The sequence below is a fragment of the Turicimonas sp. TL08 genome, assembly GCF_054660695.1.
Genome location: NZ_BAAGDP010000001.1, coordinates 232,101 through 250,833, shown reverse-complemented (window position 1 = coordinate 250,833; position 18,733 = coordinate 232,101). Strand labels below are relative to the sequence as shown.

Annotated in this window: 13 protein-coding genes; 11 read left to right on the top strand and 2 right to left on the bottom strand. The window is 41.9% G+C overall.

Translation table 11 applies throughout. The features are described 5' to 3' along the window. Positions 1 to 347 precede the first annotated feature (347 nt). Positions 348 to 2,153, bottom strand: coding sequence for a flavocytochrome c (locus ACYQ4O_RS01115; RefSeq protein ID WP_460174462.1), 1,806 nt, complete (start codon positions 2,151 to 2,153; stop codon positions 348 to 350). Positions 2,154 to 2,261: 108 nt separating this feature from the next. Here ACYQ4O_RS01115 and ACYQ4O_RS01110 point away from each other — a divergent pair, with 108 nt between their 5' ends. Then, positions 2,262 to 3,179, top strand: coding sequence for a LysR family transcriptional regulator (locus ACYQ4O_RS01110; RefSeq protein ID WP_460174461.1), 918 nt, complete (start codon positions 2,262 to 2,264; stop codon positions 3,177 to 3,179). Continuing rightward, positions 3,172 to 4,044, top strand: coding sequence for a DMT family transporter (locus ACYQ4O_RS01105; RefSeq protein ID WP_460174460.1), 873 nt, complete (start codon positions 3,172 to 3,174; stop codon positions 4,042 to 4,044). Before ACYQ4O_RS01110 ends, ACYQ4O_RS01105 begins: the two co-directional genes overlap by 8 nt. A 1,032-nt stretch (positions 4,045 to 5,076) precedes the next feature. On the opposite strand, the gene ACYQ4O_RS01100 is transcribed toward ACYQ4O_RS01105, so the two are convergent. Continuing rightward, the gene (locus tag ACYQ4O_RS01100; protein WP_460174459.1) at positions 5,077 to 6,819 is read right to left on the bottom strand and encodes a flavocytochrome c; all 1,743 of its coding nucleotides are present in this window, start codon (positions 6,817 to 6,819) and stop codon (positions 5,077 to 5,079) included. Positions 6,820 to 6,919: 100 nt separating this feature from the next. On the opposite strand from ACYQ4O_RS01100, the gene ACYQ4O_RS01095 reads away from it, so the two are divergent. The 9 genes from ACYQ4O_RS01095 (at position 6,920) to ACYQ4O_RS01055 (ending at position 18,652) form a co-directional block, all read left to right on the top strand. Further along, complete coding sequence (locus ACYQ4O_RS01095; protein ID WP_304703092.1) at positions 6,920 to 8,674, top strand: sensor histidine kinase; 1,755 nt, start codon at positions 6,920 to 6,922, stop codon at positions 8,672 to 8,674. Beyond that, positions 8,655 to 9,263, top strand: a complete 609-nt coding sequence (locus tag ACYQ4O_RS01090) for a response regulator transcription factor (RefSeq protein ID WP_304703091.1) — start codon at positions 8,655 to 8,657, stop codon at positions 9,261 to 9,263. Before ACYQ4O_RS01095 ends, ACYQ4O_RS01090 begins: the two co-directional genes overlap by 20 nt. 174 nt (positions 9,264 to 9,437) lie before the next feature. Next, entirely contained in the window at positions 9,438 to 10,106 is a 669-nt protein-coding gene (locus ACYQ4O_RS01085; protein ID WP_460174458.1) for a hypothetical protein, read from the top strand. A gap of 635 nt (positions 10,107 to 10,741) precedes the next feature. Further along, a complete protein-coding gene (aroD, locus tag ACYQ4O_RS01080) occupies positions 10,742 to 11,665 on the top strand; it encodes a type I 3-dehydroquinate dehydratase (protein ID WP_304703089.1) in 924 nt (307 codons plus the stop codon). 42 nt (positions 11,666 to 11,707) lie between these two features. Next, on the top strand, positions 11,708 to 13,510 hold the full coding sequence (locus ACYQ4O_RS01075; RefSeq protein WP_304703088.1) for an FAD-dependent oxidoreductase: 1,803 nt from the start codon (positions 11,708 to 11,710) through the stop codon (positions 13,508 to 13,510). A gap of 12 nt (positions 13,511 to 13,522) precedes the next feature. Further along, a complete protein-coding gene (locus ACYQ4O_RS01070) occupies positions 13,523 to 14,482 on the top strand; it encodes a sugar phosphate isomerase/epimerase family protein (protein ID WP_277040885.1) in 960 nt (319 codons plus the stop codon). A 283-nt stretch (positions 14,483 to 14,765) separates the two neighbouring features. Further along, complete coding sequence (locus ACYQ4O_RS01065; RefSeq protein ID WP_460174457.1) at positions 14,766 to 16,592, top strand: PhnD/SsuA/transferrin family substrate-binding protein; 1,827 nt, start codon at positions 14,766 to 14,768, stop codon at positions 16,590 to 16,592. Then, positions 16,585 to 17,244: a response regulator transcription factor gene (locus ACYQ4O_RS01060; RefSeq protein ID WP_304703086.1), complete on the top strand. Its 660-nt coding sequence runs from the start codon at positions 16,585 to 16,587 to the stop codon at positions 17,242 to 17,244. Before ACYQ4O_RS01065 ends, ACYQ4O_RS01060 begins: the two co-directional genes overlap by 8 nt. Next, a complete protein-coding gene (locus tag ACYQ4O_RS01055; RefSeq protein ID WP_304703085.1) occupies positions 17,234 to 18,652 on the top strand; it encodes an FAD-dependent oxidoreductase in 1,419 nt (472 codons plus the stop codon). The genes ACYQ4O_RS01060 and ACYQ4O_RS01055 overlap by 11 nt, the downstream gene beginning before the upstream one ends. Positions 18,653 to 18,733 lie beyond the last annotated feature (81 nt).

The following is an 18,733-nucleotide window of genomic DNA, read 5'->3' as shown; positions in this document are numbered from 1 at the left end:
AGAACTCATCTATGTATCAGTGGAGAAATTCTTATGAAAAGCACGAATGAATTTATTTACCAATGCTAAGGTCCTTTGCTCTATCTTTTAACTTCATACAGAGCCACCTTCTTCCAGCTTAGTTTTTGTTAACGAGGCTAGCGTCCTTCCGTGTTTAGTTATTAAATTCTGAGGTGAGTTTTTTTCATCAACCGGTATAACAAGGCGTAACTTTTTTATTTCACATTGAGCGTCTTATCGGCCTCTACGGACAGATAAGACGCTTTCAAATACGAACCTCCCGGATTTGACGTCCGGGAGGCATAAGGGTCAGTCCAAAGCCAAGAGAATTTGGATTTTTTAACTTGTTATCTCATTTCTTGGATAGCTGTTTGAGCTGCTTTTTTACCAAATACGATATTGCCGGTCACTGCGTTACCGCCATATCGATCCATACCGTGCCACTCGCCAACAACCTCACCTGCCGCTAGTAAATTGTTTATAGGTTTACCGTTCTTGTCGAGCACATGCATATCGGAATCTGCCTTTAAGCCACCAAGTGTTCCTCCGATGCCCGGTATAACTTCGATGGCGTATAAAGTTCCACGCATATCGCTCATTAATTCCTTTCCGCCAAAATCGGGATCTTTTTGTTCGTCAGCATATTTTCCATAGGTTTCAATAGTCTGAACAAAATCCTTTTCCGGCAACCCTAATTTTTGCGCCATTTCTTTGGCATCAGAAGCTGTATTCACAAAACCCAGTTTGACGTACCCTTCATGGACTTTCTTGCGTTTTTGGACAACTTGATCGTTGTAAATTAAAAACGCAGAACCGCCTTCTTGCTTGAGAATTTCAGGTCCTAATTTATTTCTAGGGGCTTGGTCATCGACAAAGCGTTTTCCTGAACGGTTTACCAGAATACCCCCATTATTTCGAATAGCCTGTGTGATCATGATTGTCGTGCCGACTGCGGCATTCGGATGGATTTGTACTCTCTCCAAATGAGTAACTTGTGCTCCAACCTTAGAAGCCAATTGAAGGCCGTCACCATGGGAACCAGGCTGAGCTGTAGTGATAATGCCTTTGAACTGAGGCAACTTCTGTGCTATTAGTTCGCCGTTATTGGCGTAACTACCAGTAGCCAGAATTACAGCGTTCGCTTCAATCGCATAAATGCCGTTATGTTTGCCTTTTACCAGAACGCCCTTAACATTTCCATTCGGATCTTGAAGCAGCTTAAACACCTTTGAATTCACTCTGACGTCGGCTCCGGACTGTACGAGAGCCGGCTCAATAATATCAACCATGTATCTGCCGATCCCACCGGTTGGAGTATAAAGCTGACGAGGATAGGTCGTACCGCCGGTTCTACCTTTCTGCAGTTCTAAATGACCACCAAGATCCTTAAACCACTGGTACGCATCTTTGGAATTTTCTCCAAGTATGCGAATTAAGTCTTTGTCGTTAGCACCTTTGCCAATGTGCAGAGAATCCTTCACGAAAGTATCAACATTATCGGCAACACCATTCTCCTCCTGTAAATCTGATCCGACCACATTCATGCCACCTGTAGCCAACAAAGAGGAGCCTCCTAGAATCGGCATTTTCTCGAGAAGGATAACGTTTTTTCCTGCCTTTTGCAGTTCAATCGCAGCCACCATTCCGGCTCCGCCTCCACCGACAATAACTACATCGGTCTTTTCCGTAAAAGCCGGAGCGGCATTGTCATACTGTCCGAGGTCTTCTGGAAGATAAGGAATCTTTTGCCGGCCAAATTTCATCGGCATATCAAATATATGGCAGTTATTACAATAGGCGAAGCTTTCCTGATGACCTTGGTGACAGGTTGTGCAGGAAGATATGGATAAATATCCTTTATGCGCCGATATCGGGTTTCCTCTTTGTGTGTCCTTCTCTCCTAAGGATTTATAACTTCCGTGACAACTTTGACAAGAAACATCAATCTCTCTTTCTGAATCAGTCACTTTGTCTGTCGGGTGGCATGTCGAACAACTTACCCCCATTTTATTTTGATGATAACCGGCTAGGTAAGTTGATTTTTGACCTTGAACGTATTCTTGTTTATTAGCGTTTTCATCCATCGACTGAGCTTGCACAGAACCAAATGCAAGAAGAATTGACAAAGCAACCAGCTTAATTTTGTTTTTCATAGAGCTCCTCCTAAGGAGTTTGATTTGAGGCTTTCTAATGAAAACATTCTAAGGTTCAATGACTATTATTAAAATTAATAAAAATCTATCAATACATAAAATTAATTTATGAAACTTGCCTCCTATCTCAAACAACTTAGAGTCTTCTATGCGGTAGCTATTAATGAAAAAATGACTAAAGCCGCAGCAGAACTTTGTTTGACTCAGCCGGCTGTCAGCCACTCCATCAAAGAATTAGAGGATACCTTAGGGTGCTCGTTGTTTCTGAGGGTAAGAAAATCTTTGCAGCTGACAAAACAAGGAGAAATTCTATTCAATAGCTGCAGGAAAATTTTTTCTGAGCTCGATAAGGCAGAAAATGAAATCGATCTGAGTAAACAAAATAGTTCGGAAAGTTTCTCCTTTAGTGCCACTCAAACAATCGTTAAATACTTCCTTTTCGATTCTCTCAAATCATTTGTCGAACGAAACCCAACAACGAAATTAAGAATTCAATCAAGTTCAAAGAAAGAAACTTTAGAGTTAATCAAGAACGGAGAGGTGGATTTTGGATTCATCACATCTCCCGTCCCAGAGAATATTGATGATTCACTAGAGTTCATTGAACTTTTTACCTTCACAGATCAGTTTATTGCTGCTGACCGCTTTCCTTTAGACACAACAAAGCCGTTGAATTGGCATACTCTTTCTACACTCCCTATCATCACATTAGGGAAGAGCTCCCTAACTCATCGGTATCAGAAAGAATTAATGGCAAAGGCCGGATACGAACTGAAAACCGCACTGGAGTGCGACAATCTTGACCTTGTTGTTGAATTTACTGAACTTGGACTTGGCATTGGTTGGGTTACTGATAAAGTTTTCTCCAGGGTCTGTCAGGAAGGCAAAAGAATTAAGGCCATAAATTTTGAAAGTTCGTTTCCTCTAAGATCCGTTGTTTTGGTAAAAAACAAATACTATCCGGTCAGCAAAGCGGCAGATAAATTTCTTGCTTTTCTTGCAGTCAGAGGCACAGAAAATGAATAAAAATTCTTTTTGGCTCCTCGCAGCGGCATTTTTTACATCTTGCGTCACCGTCTCCACCAGATTAACGGGAGGTCAATACCAATTTTTTGAAATTATGATGGGAAAGTACCTGTTTATTTCTCTGATTACAGGTTCCCTTATGATTTACCGAAAGGAATCTTTTTTCCCTCGCAATCCGATCCTTTTGATTTTGAGGTGCTTATTTGGCGTAGGTTCTGCAGTCGCCAATACCATTCTTATTCTTAAAGTGCCGGCTGCATTATCTCAAGCCGTTAACTACACATCTTCAGTCTGGATAGTTTTGATTTTAAGTTTTATAACGGTTCCCTTCTCAACAAAAAGCCTTGTTGCTTCTTTCGTCCCGGTAATTATCGGACTTACCGGAATTTTCATTATCTTTAATCCAAATCTAGACCGGTTCTCAGACGTCACTTTTGGAATCGCTGTTGCATATGGCTTAAGCTCGGCCTTAGCTTCAATCTTTTTGAGAGAGCTCGGTAAGCGCAACGAGTCCCCTTTACCGGTTACTTTCTATTTCGGAATATCTTGCTTACTGTTAGGCGTTGGATTCTGCGTAACATTTGACTCCCAAAACCTTGGCCTAATTTTTTCGGATCCTCTGCTTTATCTCATCACAACTTTTGCTCTGTTTTATCAAATTACTCGAACAATTGGTTGGGAATTTGGCAATCCTTTTATTAACTCTTGTCTTTTATTTACTGGGGTACCCTTTGTCATTGCCTTGGGCTACCTGTTTTTGCAGGAACTTCCCGGCTTAACTGAATTACTGGGTATATCCTTAATAGTGGCATCAGCCTTTTTGAGTTTTGGGCTTCAGAGAAGAAAGTCAAACAGTTGTGAGTGAATTCAAAGGGGTAAAATTAAAGCGGCCAATTTCTTAATAGCATTGGCAGTCTTTCAAGCTTCATCATCACTTAAAATTCCTCGGATGCTTTTTTGAAATCCAACCAAAAAATTTGACGACAATTAACTAACAGTAGAACCAGTTAGGAAAGACCCTTCCCTTCCGCATCATGCTCCTCTCGGATGAGATTAAAGTTTGCTCCTACACTCCTACTCTTGTGTCACTATAACCATTGCAGATAACTTTCCCTTCGCTGTAGCTTTGACAATTGTGGCGACAAATGCCGCCACGGGTAAGAAAAATATCTTTCCTTCCATATATCCGCCACATTTACCACTCCGGATTCCGAGTAGGTATTGGAGTTTGCGTTCCTACTTATGCTCATCCTCCGAAAGGCCTGTATGCGGCTTGTGTATGTCAGACCAGAAGTTTGCCACCAGCTTCTTCTACCCGACAGCTCAACCTTTTCGGCTTGCCTTAAGCTAGCTCTTTGTCTTACCCGATCGACCATGGAACTTGCCTCGGTAAGCATTGGACATGCCATGCGCACACAAGTAAACACCATCTCGTGACGATCTATGAATGTTACAAAAAGAGTACATTCTCTTATTCTTAAGTAACATTTATGCCTTTAGGATTATTTTCATAAGGAGATTGCTATGGAACTTAGAGAAGGCTGGGATGGCTAATAAATTCTGACCATTCAAATTTTAGCGGGCTTATTTTTTCTTGGGGAAATAAAGTCTTGCAAGGCAATTTGCCCCAAAACCAATAAAACAATTGCGTAGCTAATTTAAGGAAAATTGAGCCCCGGCATCGGATCTTTAGTACAGAAGTGTCGGTTACGTGGAAATGCCTGTAGGTTTGAAAACAAACAGCTTTACGCCTTGAACACGTGACATGAAGCAACCTGAGACTCTCTACCGCTAAGGCGTTTCTCTTAATTAATCTAGGGGAAAATTATGACAATAAAGCCTCTAAACCGATAGAACACGCTTTAGAGGCTTAAATATTTTTGAACTCTTCTTAAAATTACTTCAAAGAAGCAGCTGCATTTTCACCGGCGATCTTTCCGTATGTCAAACCAATAATCGCGGCAAAACCAACCTCGTTAGCATAAGCTTCATGTCCGGATGCGGCTCCGGCGGCATACAACCCAGGAATAACCTTTCCTTTTTGATCCAATACTTCTGCCTTTGTATTAGTCTTAAGTCCTCCATAAGTTGACTGCATGGAAGGAGTAACCAATGCAGCATAGTATGGCGGCTTAATCATTGGATATTGGATCTTTCTGTTGAATTCTTTATCGTTCTTAAGGCCAGCCTTGCAATCTGCTATATATTTATCGACTGTAGAGATGAACTGTTCCTGATTGACACCGAGTTTTTTTGCCAATTCAGGGATCGTATCGGCTTTTACAAAATACCCTGCTTCCGCATAGTTTCTCATCAACTTCAAATTATCCATTGCAGTTTGATCTACAACAGCATATGCAATATGATCCGGCTGCTTCATCATAGCTTTACTCTTGAAGTTGATAGACGCATGATTCTCATCGACAAATCTTTTTCCGTCTTTGTTAACCAATATGGTGTAAGGAGTAATAGCCGTAAGGGAAACACCGTCCTTAGCAGTAAGCGGATGACAAAGGTAATTCACCTTGATTTGTTCCATTGATGCGGTCGCTGCTCCTAACTTCTGAGCCATTTTGACTCCGTCGCCGGTCAATGAAGCGGCACCGGTTGTTGGACGGTTCATCCACTCCGGAGCATAACGCTTCAATAATTCAGGGCTGGCTGAGAAGCCACCGGTAGCAACAATGACAGCCTTGGCTAGAACTTTATAGTCACCGTCGGGTGTAGAGACCTTAACGCCGGATGCTCTGCCGTTATCAGACAAAATTTCCACTACTTTGCTGTTGAGGCGATAAGGAATATTGTCCTTCTTAACCTCCTTACTAAGTACCTTGATGATATGAGGCCCAGGAGCACTGCCGTCTTTTATGATATGAAAATATTTATCTTCTTGGAATCTTCCAAACGGAACACCAAGATCCATCAACCAGTCGATAACTTCTCCACCTCTCCGGGCGTAAGTTTCAACATTTTCCTTATTAATAGGAACGTTTTTATCCTTAGCCTGCTTCATCAGCAAATCTACATAGTCTTGTGTAGTTTTGCCTTGAATTCCTTTTTCTTTAATTAATTTCGTACCACCGGCTGTGATCCCGGTAGAAATATTCATGGAATCGCCAGCGCCGAGCATTCCTTGTTTTTCCAAGACAAGGACCTTGGCACCTCCTTCATGCGCAGCTATCGCCGATGTCAGCCCAGCAATACCCGAACCAATTACGACAACATCCACTTTTTCGTCTTTTGGTTTTTGGGAGTTCTTGGCTACTGCAGGAGCAACTAAAAGCGGAGAGATATCCTTAGAAGCCTTGCTCAACGCATCTTTACAGGCGTTGATTAAACCTTGACTGCTGAAAGTTGCTCCTGAAATGTTGTCTACCTTAAGGCTTTGGTTAGATATTATTTCATTTGGAATTTTTTCCATCGGAGCATCTGACAATCCGGCAGACTCTTTATGACTTATGACTTTGACCGTGGAAATTTTATGATTGTCTACCGTTACTTCTACCTTAATCGGACCGTTTCTCCCGTTAGCGACCCCTTCATATGTTCCCGGATTGAAAGCAACTTCCGATGCGGAAGCAAAACCAAACGAGGCGGCGCATACGCACAGTACCAGCATTTTAGGATGAATTTTTAACATATCAGTCTCCTTGTTTATACGACTTGAGATATTCATAATTTAGGAAATTCAGTACTTAAGTAGCAAAACTCTTAGACTTTGTTATAAAGAAGAGGTGTGCATGTTAAGAATCGTCATCTTTTTGTTGGCTACCTGCTGTTTTTCATTGACTTGGGCAAATGAAAAAGTTGTTCTTGCTGTCAGCCTAGATCCTCCCCAGGACAACAACGTCAAAATAATTGAACCAACAATTCAAGCATTGAAGAATACTTTCGGTAAAGATAATTTAGAGATTCTCAGACTTCCGCTTCCTGCCTTAGAAGAATGTCTTGAAAGTGGTAAAGCTGACCTTTTCCTCTCTACTTCCGGCCTTTCTAGGAGAATGACTCAGAAAGGTGCCAAAGAATTGACCACGATGGTGTCAGATCGACTTCCCGATCCTAATAATGCATATGGCACGTTGTTTATTGCGCGGGCTGACAGCCCTATCGGCACCGTTGAAGATATGAGAAACAAATCAGTAGCGATCAACTTAAAAGGAGGATTCTACGGACATCAAATTGGTTTAGGGGAACTGGCAGACAGAGGCCACGATCCACATCATTTCTTTGGCAGAACGGAGTTCGTCGGGCGAGATCTAAGAAATGTCGTAAAGGCCGTAATTTCAGGTAAAACCGATATTGGTCTTCTTTCGACATGTTTTTTAGAAGATACTTATCCTAAGGGAGATAAGGTCTGGCAACAAATTAAACCAATAGGATTAAAACCAGAGTCGACCGTCTGCATGTCTTCTACAAAGCTGTATCCTAACTGGTCATTTTCTTCCATGCCCGGTGCATCCCCGGAAGTAGCCAAAAAAGCAATACTCGCACTTTTAACGATGCCAAGAGTCCCCGGCGGATACAGCTGGAGCATAGGCACAGACTCCACAAGATCCGATGAATTATTTAAGTCACTTCAACTGGGCCCTTTCAGCTTCTTAAACGAATGGTTTTCTCAAGAGCTTTGGAACCATTATTCCTCTTGGATCGCTTTGGTCCTTCTTCTCCTTATCTTATTTGCCGGAACTTCTTTTGTTTTAAGCAAACTTGTGAAAAGAAGAACCAAATCCCTCAGCGACTCTCTCGAAAAACAGAAAATACTTCAACGGAAGGCTCAGAAAGCACTGGAGAGGGCAGCTTCACTCGAAAAACTTGGAATTGTTGAACAAATGAGCTCAATCCTTGCCCATGAGCTTCGTCAGCCCTTTACAACAATTAAGGCCTTTATATTCGGCGCTCAAAGAAAAGCGCAAAAAAATGCTTTATCGAACGAACAGTTTCTAGAAATTCTTCAAAAGATACAAAAACAGACTGACAAACTTGAAGGCATTGTGGATCATGTGAGCTCCTACGCAAAGCGTAAACAACCCGAGCTGAAGATCTTTGATTTGGGAGAAGCCGCTAATGCCGCTATAGAAAATTTTGAGGACTGCGGAAATTTCCATGGAGAAATAAAAAAAGAAATCCTGCGTGGTCTTAAAGTCAACGGCTCGGCCTTAGAAATAGAATTACTTCTCAATAATCTTCTAAAAAATGCTGCCGAATCAATCACAGCAACAAGCGTAAGCCATCCAAAAATTGATATAAAGCTCGAACAAATTGGTGATAATGCAGTTCTTTCCGTCTCGGATAACGGAAATTTTTCTCCTAAGCAAGCTGATGAAAGCACCCTTCTCTCCAGTTCCAAGGAAGAAGGTCTTGGACTTGGACTGCTTATAGTGAAATCAATCGCAAGAAAACACGGCGGTACATTTAAACTCGAGGCTCGAAAAGCCGGCAATGGAGCAATCGCAACACTTTCTCTCCCTTTAATCCATGAAAACAAACAAAACTGAAAAACCTACAGTCAGAATTATCGATGACGATCTCGATCTTCTTGAAGGGTTAGCCTATATGCTCGAAGAAGAAGGTTGGCAGGTTAAAACCTATCCAAATGCCGACTCATTTCTAACCCTAGATGACCCGGAAGTCCCCGGGTGCCTTATCCTTGACTACCTAATGCCAAAAGTAAATGGAGTCGAACTTCAGAAACAATTAAAAGACAAAGGTTTTTCCCAGCCTGTAATATTTCTGACAGCCCACGCAGACCTGGACATGGCCATTTCTGTCTTTACAAAAGGAGCCTTTCACCTATTAAAGAAACCGGTTGATCCTCTCACACTTCTTCAAACCATAGAAGAAGCTACCGCAAAAGATAAAAATGCAAGAAGCGAGAGCTGTTATTCCAACTTCGATAATAGATGGAACTTATTGTCTCAAAGAGAAAGACAAGTTATCGAGTTAGCCATGCAAGGATTAATGAATTATCAGATTGCTGAAAGGTTAAATCTAAGCGAAAGAACAATCGAAAGCCACAGATTCAATGCTTATAAAAAGTTGGGCATTTCTGCCATAGAAGATATAAAGCGACTAAGAAATGATTGAAACACTCTTCTACCAGGATCCCAATGGCAGACGAGCAGACGCTGGACACCGACTGAAAAATTGGATTTCTAGAATACCTAACTTTTAAAAATCCTAAAAAATTCTTTATTTTCAGTTGTTTTCGTTGATTTTTTGTAACAAATCGGATGACCTAAATAGATAATTTATTAGATCATGAGCACACCGAAACTACCTCCGCTGATTATTAAGAAAAGCCCCTCTGCTTTCTACGTTTACACCTACAAGAATAAGTGGAACAGCGAAAAAGCCAGAAGCGAGCGTGTTGAATTTAAGAAAGTCGGAACGGTGCTGTCCGGTCAAAAAGAAGGACGCATCCGCTGGAATGAAAAATTTTTGGAAGAGCGTCCGGAGCTGAGAAATTTTATTTGTGAAAGAAAGACTAAAGGTTACGTATTCGAACCTCTGGAAAAAGAGACCGGCCTTAGCCTCAAGCAAGTCCTCGGCATCAAGCAATTACATGCAGGGGCAACCTGGGCGTTAGACCAAATTGTCAGCAGCAGCCCGATAGGTCCGGCTCTGAAGAAAGCCTTTCCTCAGAAACGAGACTATCTAAAGATTCTTTCCATTGTTTATTTCATAATTCTTAATGAAAACAACAATATTTCTCGGTATCCGAATTTTGCCGAAACAACCCGTTTACCTTGGCCCGGTGCTCTTCATGCATCAACTATTGGAAGAATTTTCAGACGAATAAAAAGCCAACAGATTGAAAATTACTTTACGGAGGTCCAAAAAGTTCCAAGCAGGTTATTACTTTGGAGAAATTGCTGGGAAACGCAGGAAGTTATTTGGAGCTCTCGGAGTTCGCGTACCAGATTCTGAGCCGGAAAGAGAAATGGATTACGAGGATGAGGATGATGAATACGATGACGATGAACTGTAGCCCGAACTATGGGAGGAAGGCCCTCCCATAGATACCCTAACGGATGCAATATTTCAGTCTTAATGACTCCCATGAAAGTTTTGGAAAGAAGGTTTTCCGCATTCCTTCAGCTCTTTAAAAAAGAAATTTGAGAGAAGAAAGATCCGGGAATTGCCCCATATTTAGATCATCTTGTCAAAAAGATAGAAGCAGCTTTCAATATACAGAACAAGTAATTAAAGTTTCACCCCTCGCCGAGTTTCTCAAACACCTTGACAGTTTTTGCTTTCAACCATCCCAGTTAAGGGCAATCAGCAAAAGCTCCTCTGTGGCAACTACCAGGTTTGTACTGTAAAGGAGCCATCACTCCCAAGAAGACCGCTTCTATCATTGAAGACCAGACATCTACCCTCTGCTTGTAACCAAAGGGGATAGTCCCTCAGGGTTTCCTTTTACATCCCAACCACTTATGAATTTTTGTCTTTACATCCCAAAGACTGTATTTATACCAACTTTGGCTCGTATTTAAAAAAAACTTTTTTCATCAGAATGGAATCAATGAATTTGAACTCAATTCTTACTTCAAGGAGAGAAAATGAAGAGAAGAAATTTCATAGCTACCGCTGGTAGTCTTATGGCCACAGTAACTGGTTCCGCATTTGCAAGCACCAAGCTCAAAGGCGATGAAAAAATGATGCCGGTCGACACACTCAACCACGAACCAGGTTGGGATAAGGAGCCGGTTGAAGTCCTGGAAATCAAAGGTGTGAGAATCGGAGAAGGCAGACCAAAAATTATTGCTTCCACAACAGCCAAGACTCCAGAAGCTTTCATCGAACTGATCAAGGACTACAACGCTCGTCCGGAACTGGATATGATCGAGTTACGTCCGGACTATATTGGTGAAATTTCTGGAAAAGAGTTTGCCAAGCTCACTAACCAGGTTTACTCCATTGTTAAGAACAAACCAATACTCATGACCTTCCGAGACAAAACAGAAGGTGGCGGACGTCATGTTTCTGATGAGTTCTATCGTGATTTCTATTTTGATGTCTTAGACAACGGAAAAATTGATCTCATCGATATCGAAATGTTCCGCAACGCCGACATTTGCAAACAAATCGTTAAAAAGGCGAAGGAAAAAGGCGTAAAAGTCGTCATGAGTGACCACGAATTTGGATGGACTCCTTCCGAAGCCGAAATTATTCGCAGACTTCTTCTTCAAGAACAGCTGGGCTCCGACATTTTGAAGATCGCTGTAATGGCTCACAACACTGGCGACGCTCTCAATTTAATGGGAGCAACTTGGAAAGTCCGTAACTTCTACTCTCGTAAGCCAATGTTAACAATGGCTATGGGTAAATGGGGCGTAATGAGCAGAATGACAGGTGAGTTCACCGGGTCCGATATTACCTTCTGCATGGTAGGAGGTAAACCGTCTGCCCCAGGCCAAATCCCAAGTGAAGAAGCTCAAACTATTTTGAATTCTATCCACAAAGCCATGTACCCATCTAAATAAATTTCACTGCTTTTGGGGCTCGGCCCCAATGAGGAGGAACATATGATTCGCAGACTTACATTTATCTCTGCCTTGACTGCTCTTTCGCTCGCATCGTTCGCACAAGCAGCCACCTTCAATCCAGGCACCTACACAGCAGTAGCCAAAGGCAACGGCGGTGACGTTCCAGTCGCAGTCACATTTACAGCCAACGCCATTCAGAAAGTTGAAATTGGTCAGAATAAAGAAACTCCGGGGATTGGTTCCGTAGCTATCGATAATCTTCCAAAGTCTATTGTTGCAAAACAAAGCCTTGGAGTTGAAGGTGTTGCGGGAGCTTCCATCACTAGTAAGGCTATCTTGACGGCAGTTGCAGCATGTGTAAAACAGGCTGGTGGAAACGTTGATGAACTATCTAAAGTTCAACAAAAACAAGCTATCGCTCCGGCACAAACATTAAATGCTGACATTGCCATCGTCGGTGCTGGCGCAGCCGGACAAACAGCTGCTATCCGCGCCTCTGAATTGGGCAAAAAAGTAATTTTGCTCGAAAAAATGCCTTTTGCCGGTGGTGCTGCTGCGGTTAATGGTGGAACAGTTGTCATTCAAGGCTCAAAGATCCAAAAAGATGCTGGCATCAAGGACGATTCCCCAGCCATCATGACTGATGACTACATTAAGAACGGCCATAACTTGAATGACCGCAAAATGCTTTCTCTGTACGTCAATAATGTAGGTTCAATGGTTGACTGGGCCACAACGCATGCAGGTATGAAACTGAATACAAAGGCTGGTTTTACTAATGAAGCAGAACACTCCAAACCGAGAGTTATGCGTTGGGTGGATGGAGCTCAAGGCGCAACAAGAAACTTTAAAGCTGCTGTAGAAAAATCCGGCACTAAGGTTCTTTTAGGCACACCAGCCAAAGAATTAATCGTCAAGGATGGCAAGGTTGTCGGTGTTAAAGCCCAAGCAACAGACGGTACTCAATACACTATTAATGCTCCTGCTGTAATTCTCACAACTGGTGGTTTCGGCGCTAATAAAGACATGCTGACTGGCAGCTTGAAAAATGCTCTTTATTACGGCGTAAAAAGCTCAAACGGAGATGGTCATCGAATGGCTATGGCTATCGGAGCAAAAACCCAAATGATGGATCTGGGCAAGATTTACCCGAACGGCATGGAAGTTGCCCCTGGAATTGCAAAATCTACAATTTGGTCCAACAAGGCAGCATTTGAAGACAATTCCGGCATCATGGTAAACAAGGCTGGAAAGAGAGTAATTAGCGAACTTGACACCAACCACAATATTAAGAACGAAGAAGTGAAACAAGGTGGAAAACTCTTCATTCTTCTTGATGAACCTTCCTATCAAGCTTTCCTTACAAAACTCAACATTACCGGAGTAAGCAAGGAAGATATGGATAAGTGGCTTGCACAAGACGGTAAAGGTTATCCAATTGTTGTCAAGGCAGACTCCATCGAGGCAGTTGCTAAAAAAGCTGGTGTTGACGGAGCAGAATTGGCCAAGACGGTAGCGAAGTACAACGGTTTTGTTCAGTCCGGTAAAGACGTGGATTTCGGCAGACCCGCCAAATTCATGAAAAAGCAAGTTGCAGCTTCAGGTCCATACTACATTGTTGAACAGCAGCCAAGATTTGCTACAACAATGGGCGGAGTCGTGACTAACGATAAATTGAACGTTGTTGACAAAAACAACCGCCCCATCTCTGGTCTGTTTGCCGCCGGTGAACTTGTAGGTGGTGCCATGGGTGACGATTCCCCTCCGGGAGGAAACATGGCTTGGGCTATGACAAGCGGTAAGTTAGCAGCTGAAAATGCAGTCAATTCTTTAAATAAATAGTGGGGTAAGATTATGCAAAGACGAAGTTTCTTTAAAACAGCAGCAATGATTGCGGGATCCACGGCTCTTTCCGCTCTCCCTCCAGTCCACGCAATGGATTGCAAGAAAAGACCTTTACAAGCCATAGCTCTATGTGCGATCGAGCTTCCTCCGGAACAATTTGCTCTCCAGGCAAAGAAAGCTGGTTACGAAAAAATGGGCTTAAGAATTCACCCAATCGTTCCAGGTGCTCTTGCTCATGAATTTAGAGCTAACACTCCAGAGATTCGTGCCTTTAAACAGCACTTAGCCAATACAGGGATCGTACTTCACGGAGTTGACGGCTTTGCGATTAACTCTGATACCGATCCCTCTCAATTCCATCCCGTTATGGATGCTTGCGCAGAATTGGGCGTAAAAAATCTCACCTTATGCGGAGATGCTCCGAATAAGGAAAAATTCGCAAGAGTTCTGCAGGACATGGCTGATTATGCCGCACCAAGAGGCTTTAATATCGATGTTGAATTCATGATCTGGAGAACTATTGGTACGCTTGAACAAGCATTTGAACTTGTTAAGATGGCTGATAGACCGAATTGCACCATTGCCGTTGACTCTCTCCATTTGTATAGATCAGGCGGAAGTCACTTTGATCTTGACAAAATTCCTCAAAAATATCTTGGAGAAATTCACCTTTGTGATGCTGTTATCAATGGGCCGATCGATAAGAAATTGGTAGAAGCCCAGAGAGCTGGAACACTCAAAGTTGAATCAACAGCTGGCACTCCAAAGGGATTTGAAGGCGTCGTGAAAGAAGCTCGAGAAGGCCGTCTCATTCCTGGCGTGGGTGAGCTCCCACTCGTAGAATTCCTACGACACATGCCAGAAAGACCCATAGGTGTAGAAGTTCCACTTCCAGGTTATCAGACTCAAAGAGTGTTTGATTTGACATACAAATACAGTCAAGATCTTCTGAACCAGCTTTGCAGCTAGCACCTATCAGATGAATTTAATATTGCCTGACAAGGTTTCTTGCCAGGCGATATTTTTATAAATCCCCAGAAATTACGGAAGAGGTAACTTATGTGAGGAGATTTATTTTGTTAACCTTCTAGCAAGCATTCAATAATGCTAAATGTTGTGTCCGAGGTAGACTTATGTTTTCCCTGAATATCTTTCCCTCTCTTCTTCTGTAATATAAGCTCATAAAAGAAAGAGCTCCTTTCTTTTCACCATACGAACTTCTCTGAAAAAGTACAAGGACATTTTAACTACGATGAAAGTCAGAAGAAAAAAGACGAAGTGCCTCTTAATCAGCTGTCTTCTGTTTATTCTTCTTACCCTCCCCCCGCATTCTTCTTTCTCCGCTGAAATAAAGAAAATAAAAATTGGCTATGCCTATGGCCTTGAACTTTATCAAGAGAACGAGACAATCAAACAAACCCTACAAGCACTCGAGTCTCGAATAGCTGAGGTCGAATTTCAATTGATACCTTTATCTCCGATTAACACCATTTCCGAGATAGATGAACAGAACGTTGACTATCTAATAGCTCCAAGCATTTTTTTAGTGGAATTCAGAGGCATGGCCCCTTTCACTCACCTGGCGACTAGAATCAATGCCAACGGAAATAATGCGACAAAAACTGTAGGAAGCACGATAATCGTTAGGAACGACAGGGACGATTTAAAAACATTAAAAGATCTAAGAGGGAAAAAGATTGCAGCCTCCTCTCCTAACTCTCTTGGAGGCTGGTTGGCCGCCCTAAGAGAAATCAGGCAGAGAGGATACGATCCAGATAATTTCTTTTCGTCTGTTTATTTTGCTCAATTTCAAACACCTGATGTAATTTCTTCCGTTCTTAATGGAAACGTAGATGCAGGAATCCTAACAACCTGCGTTCTTGAAAAAGTTGAATCTTTAGGATTAATAGAAAAAGGAATTTTAAAGGTCATCGGTGAAGAATCTAGTGCAGGTAACGACTTTAACTGTCGTCGCTCTACGGCTGACCTATATCCAGACATGTCCTTTGTTGCGCTGTCTGGAGCGTCGGAATCGTTAACACGACAAATTGTCATAACCCTCCTTAGTATGCCGCCTTTCGACGGTTTGAGATGGTCAGTCGACCACGATCAATTTTCCATTGAGCAGTTAATGAAGGACTTAGGACTTGGACCTTATTCCTACTTAAAAGATACTTCTTTAAAAGGCCTTGTGAAGCGATTCAAAAATGAGCTCTTAGTAGTAATTGCTGCTCTTCTATTTTTAATTTTTAATGAACTGCGCCTTCGTCATTTAGTTAAAAAAAAGACGAGAGCTCTCTCTATTGCTCTTGAGGAAAAGGAACGGGCTAATGAAGAAGCTGCTTTAAGCCGGCAGAGGTTTGCTGCTTTAGAGAAAAACGGAATCATTTCTCAGCTCGGAACTATTATTGCGCACGAGTCGAAGCAGCCTCTGGGAACTTTATCCAACTATTTAGCAATATTAAAAATCCATCTCAGTAAGAATAAGAACAAAGACAATTTTCAAGATGATATTCTGGACATTATGTCGGTCCAACTGGAAAGACTAAATAACCTGGTAAATTCTGTAAGGAACTTCGCGAAGAAGAGACAAAATCCACTGATTAAAACTGATTTAATCTCTATTGCTCGAAAAGCACTTAGAAATTTTGAAGCCAATGAGCCGGGTCTTAAAAAAATTAAGGTTGGTTTTAATTGTGATTTGCCAACGGCATATATTCTCTCGGAACCTTTATCTCTTGAGCTTTTAATCTTGAATCTCATAAAGAATGGATATGAGGAAGCCTCTGCAAATTCTCCAAGATCTCCTCTGTTGGCAATCTCTATTTCTGAGGAACCAGATGGCCGTTACTCACTTCAAGTGGAAAATTCCGGGAAAAATCTCTCAGAAAAAGATGTCGAAAGGATTGTATCGTTAGGAGAAAGCGTTAAGCCAGAGGGTCTTGGGCTTGGTCTCTCTATCATTCGGGGGATTGCCGATCACTTTGGAGCCGATATTCAATTCAGACGCAGACCTGCCGGAGGGTTAAAAGTAAGCATTTTCTTCGTAAAGTACAATGTGGGAGAAAATAATGTTTGACGCCGTCGAAGTTTCAGAACTTCAATCAAAGGTTATTGTGAGGGTTATTGATGATGACGAAGACTTTCTCAAGTCTTTGGGTTTACTGTTACAAATGACAGGATGGAAAGTGAGAACTTATCTTTCAGCAAAAGATTTCCTTGCATTTGAAGACTTTTCCGCCCCTGGATGCATAATTCTGGATTTAAGAATGCCTGAAATGACGGGGTTAGAACTCCAGAGAAGGTTAGTTTCAAATAATCAAAATAATCTTCCTATCATTTTTTTAACTGGACATGGTGATGTAGAGTCTGCCGTCTACACATTAAAACATGGAGCCTTCGATTTTCTTCAAAAACCAATAAATCCTTTGGTTCTTAATAAAACCGTTGAAGAAGCGTGTAGAAAAAACCTTGCTTCAGTTCCAGCAACAAATTTGAAGAACAATGCCATCAATAAGTACCGGACACTGACTCCAAGGGAAAAAGAAATTTTCCTCCTGACGGCCAAGGGAAGAAGCAACAAGGAAATATGCGAAATACTAAATATTGCTTTGCCAACAGTGAAAATGCACAGAGCTAATGCTTTCGATAAGCTGGATGTACATTCTTCCATTGAGGCTTTAAAAATGTATGAAAGCCTTGGTATTTCAGGGGAAAAAGATGCTCTTTAGAAGAGAAGTGGTACTCGCCTTAGGTTCTTCCCTGACTGGGCCTATTTGGGCGCAAGAAAAGAAAGACAAAAAATGGGATGTCATAGTTGTAGGATCAGGTGTAGCTGGTTTATCCGCCGCATGCGCTGCTTTACAAAACGGAGCGCATAATGTTTTGATTTTAGAAAAGGGTCCTATTGTTGGAGGTCATTCTATTCTCTCGACCGGGTACGTTGCAGGAATCGATCGAAAAAGACAAGAAAAACAAGGCATCGTAGACTCTCCGGAATTGATGCTTCAGAACATGCTAGAGATTGGAGGAAATAAAAACGATGTTTCTCTTGCAAAAATTGTATGTTATCAATCTGAAAGTACCATAAACTGGCTCGAAGAGCTCGGAATCAAATGGGACGATAGAATCTTTCAAACCGTTGCAGGCCTTCATCCGAGAAGTCATATTACCGGACTGGTTAGGGCGGGACATGATTATGTGATGACGCTTCTCCAATATGCGCTAAAACACGGAGCCAAATTAAATCTTAGAACTAGGGTACTAGATTTAATTGAAATGGATGGAAAAGTTATTGGAGTCAACATCCAAAATCCAAGCGGTAGCGTTTCAAAACTATTCTCTAGAACAGTTATTTTGGCAACGGGCGGTTTTACTGCAAATGTTTCATTAAGAATGAAATACGACTCACGCCTTGGCCCAGAATTTCCCACTACTGCAAATCCTTTCGGAAAGAATTTTGATGGAGCAACTGGAGATGGCCTAATAATGGCTCAAAAAATAGGCGCTGCTACCAAAGATGTCGAATACCTTCAATTAATACCCTTCTGGGGAGGACGGCTCCTAGACTACGTTGGTGGAGATATATATGTCAACATCATTGGCAAACGTTTTGTAAACGAAGCTGCGTCCTGGAAAGAAGTCTCTGATGCGATTCTTCTACAGCCTCAAAGGGAAATTTGGGCAATAACCGACGCCCAGTCCCAAAAAGGAGCCAGCCTCGGCATCAAGCTTATAAACAAAGTGATAAAGAAAGCAAACTCTATTGAAGAAATGGCTTCTGAAATGAAAGTTTCGCCTCAAACTTTGCGTCAAACTCTTGATTTCTATAATCAAAACGCCAAAAAAGGAAAAGATCCGATTTTTGGGAAAAATATATTTACTCAAACTATTGATCGTCCACCTTACTATTTTGGTAAGGAAAAACTTGGCGTTCATTTCTGTTGCGGAGGAATTAAATTCAATCAACTCGCTGAGGTTGTCAAAACAGATGGTGACATCATTCCTGGTCTCTATGTCTGTGGCGAAGCATCCGGTGGTCCACATGGCCACGATCGGTTAGGAGGAGTTGCTTTAATGTCCGCTTTTGTATTCGGAAAAATTGCCGGGATACAGGCATCAAAATTTCGAAATCTTTAATTTGAGAAATCAAAAAATATTTTAAAGTATTGAAAAACGAGCCGTATTCGAACAAGCAAACCCTGACCGCCGTTGAGCTGA

Bases quoted from the DNA above. Each gene is read 5' to 3' on its own strand.
- ACYQ4O_RS01105 (WP_460174460.1), top strand. From the start codon at position 3,172: ATGAATAAAAATTCTTTTTGGCTCCTCGCAGCGGCATTTTTTACATCT.
- ACYQ4O_RS01070 (WP_277040885.1), top strand. From the start codon at position 13,523: ATGCAAAGACGAAGTTTCTTTAAAACAGCAGCAATGATTGCGGGATCC.
- ACYQ4O_RS01075 (WP_304703088.1), top strand. From the start codon at position 11,708: ATGATTCGCAGACTTACATTTATCTCTGCCTTGACTGCTCTTTCGCTC.
- ACYQ4O_RS01085 (WP_460174458.1), top strand. From the start codon at position 9,438: ATGAGCACACCGAAACTACCTCCGCTGATTATTAAGAAAAGCCCCTCT.
- ACYQ4O_RS01090 (WP_304703091.1), top strand. From the start codon at position 8,655: ATGAAAACAAACAAAACTGAAAAACCTACAGTCAGAATTATCGATGAC.
- ACYQ4O_RS01115 (WP_460174462.1), bottom strand. From the start codon at position 2,153: ATGAAAAACAAAATTAAGCTGGTTGCTTTGTCAATTCTTCTTGCATTT.
- ACYQ4O_RS01110 (WP_460174461.1), top strand. From the start codon at position 2,262: ATGAAACTTGCCTCCTATCTCAAACAACTTAGAGTCTTCTATGCGGTA.
- ACYQ4O_RS01095 (WP_304703092.1), top strand. From the start codon at position 6,920: ATGTTAAGAATCGTCATCTTTTTGTTGGCTACCTGCTGTTTTTCATTG.
- ACYQ4O_RS01060 (WP_304703086.1), top strand. From the start codon at position 16,585: ATGTTTGACGCCGTCGAAGTTTCAGAACTTCAATCAAAGGTTATTGTG.
- aroD (WP_304703089.1), top strand. From the start codon at position 10,742: ATGAAGAGAAGAAATTTCATAGCTACCGCTGGTAGTCTTATGGCCACA.
- ACYQ4O_RS01055 (WP_304703085.1), top strand. From the start codon at position 17,234: ATGCTCTTTAGAAGAGAAGTGGTACTCGCCTTAGGTTCTTCCCTGACT.
- ACYQ4O_RS01100 (WP_460174459.1), bottom strand. From the start codon at position 6,819: ATGTTAAAAATTCATCCTAAAATGCTGGTACTGTGCGTATGCGCCGCC.
- ACYQ4O_RS01065 (WP_460174457.1), top strand. From the start codon at position 14,766: ATGAAAGTCAGAAGAAAAAAGACGAAGTGCCTCTTAATCAGCTGTCTT.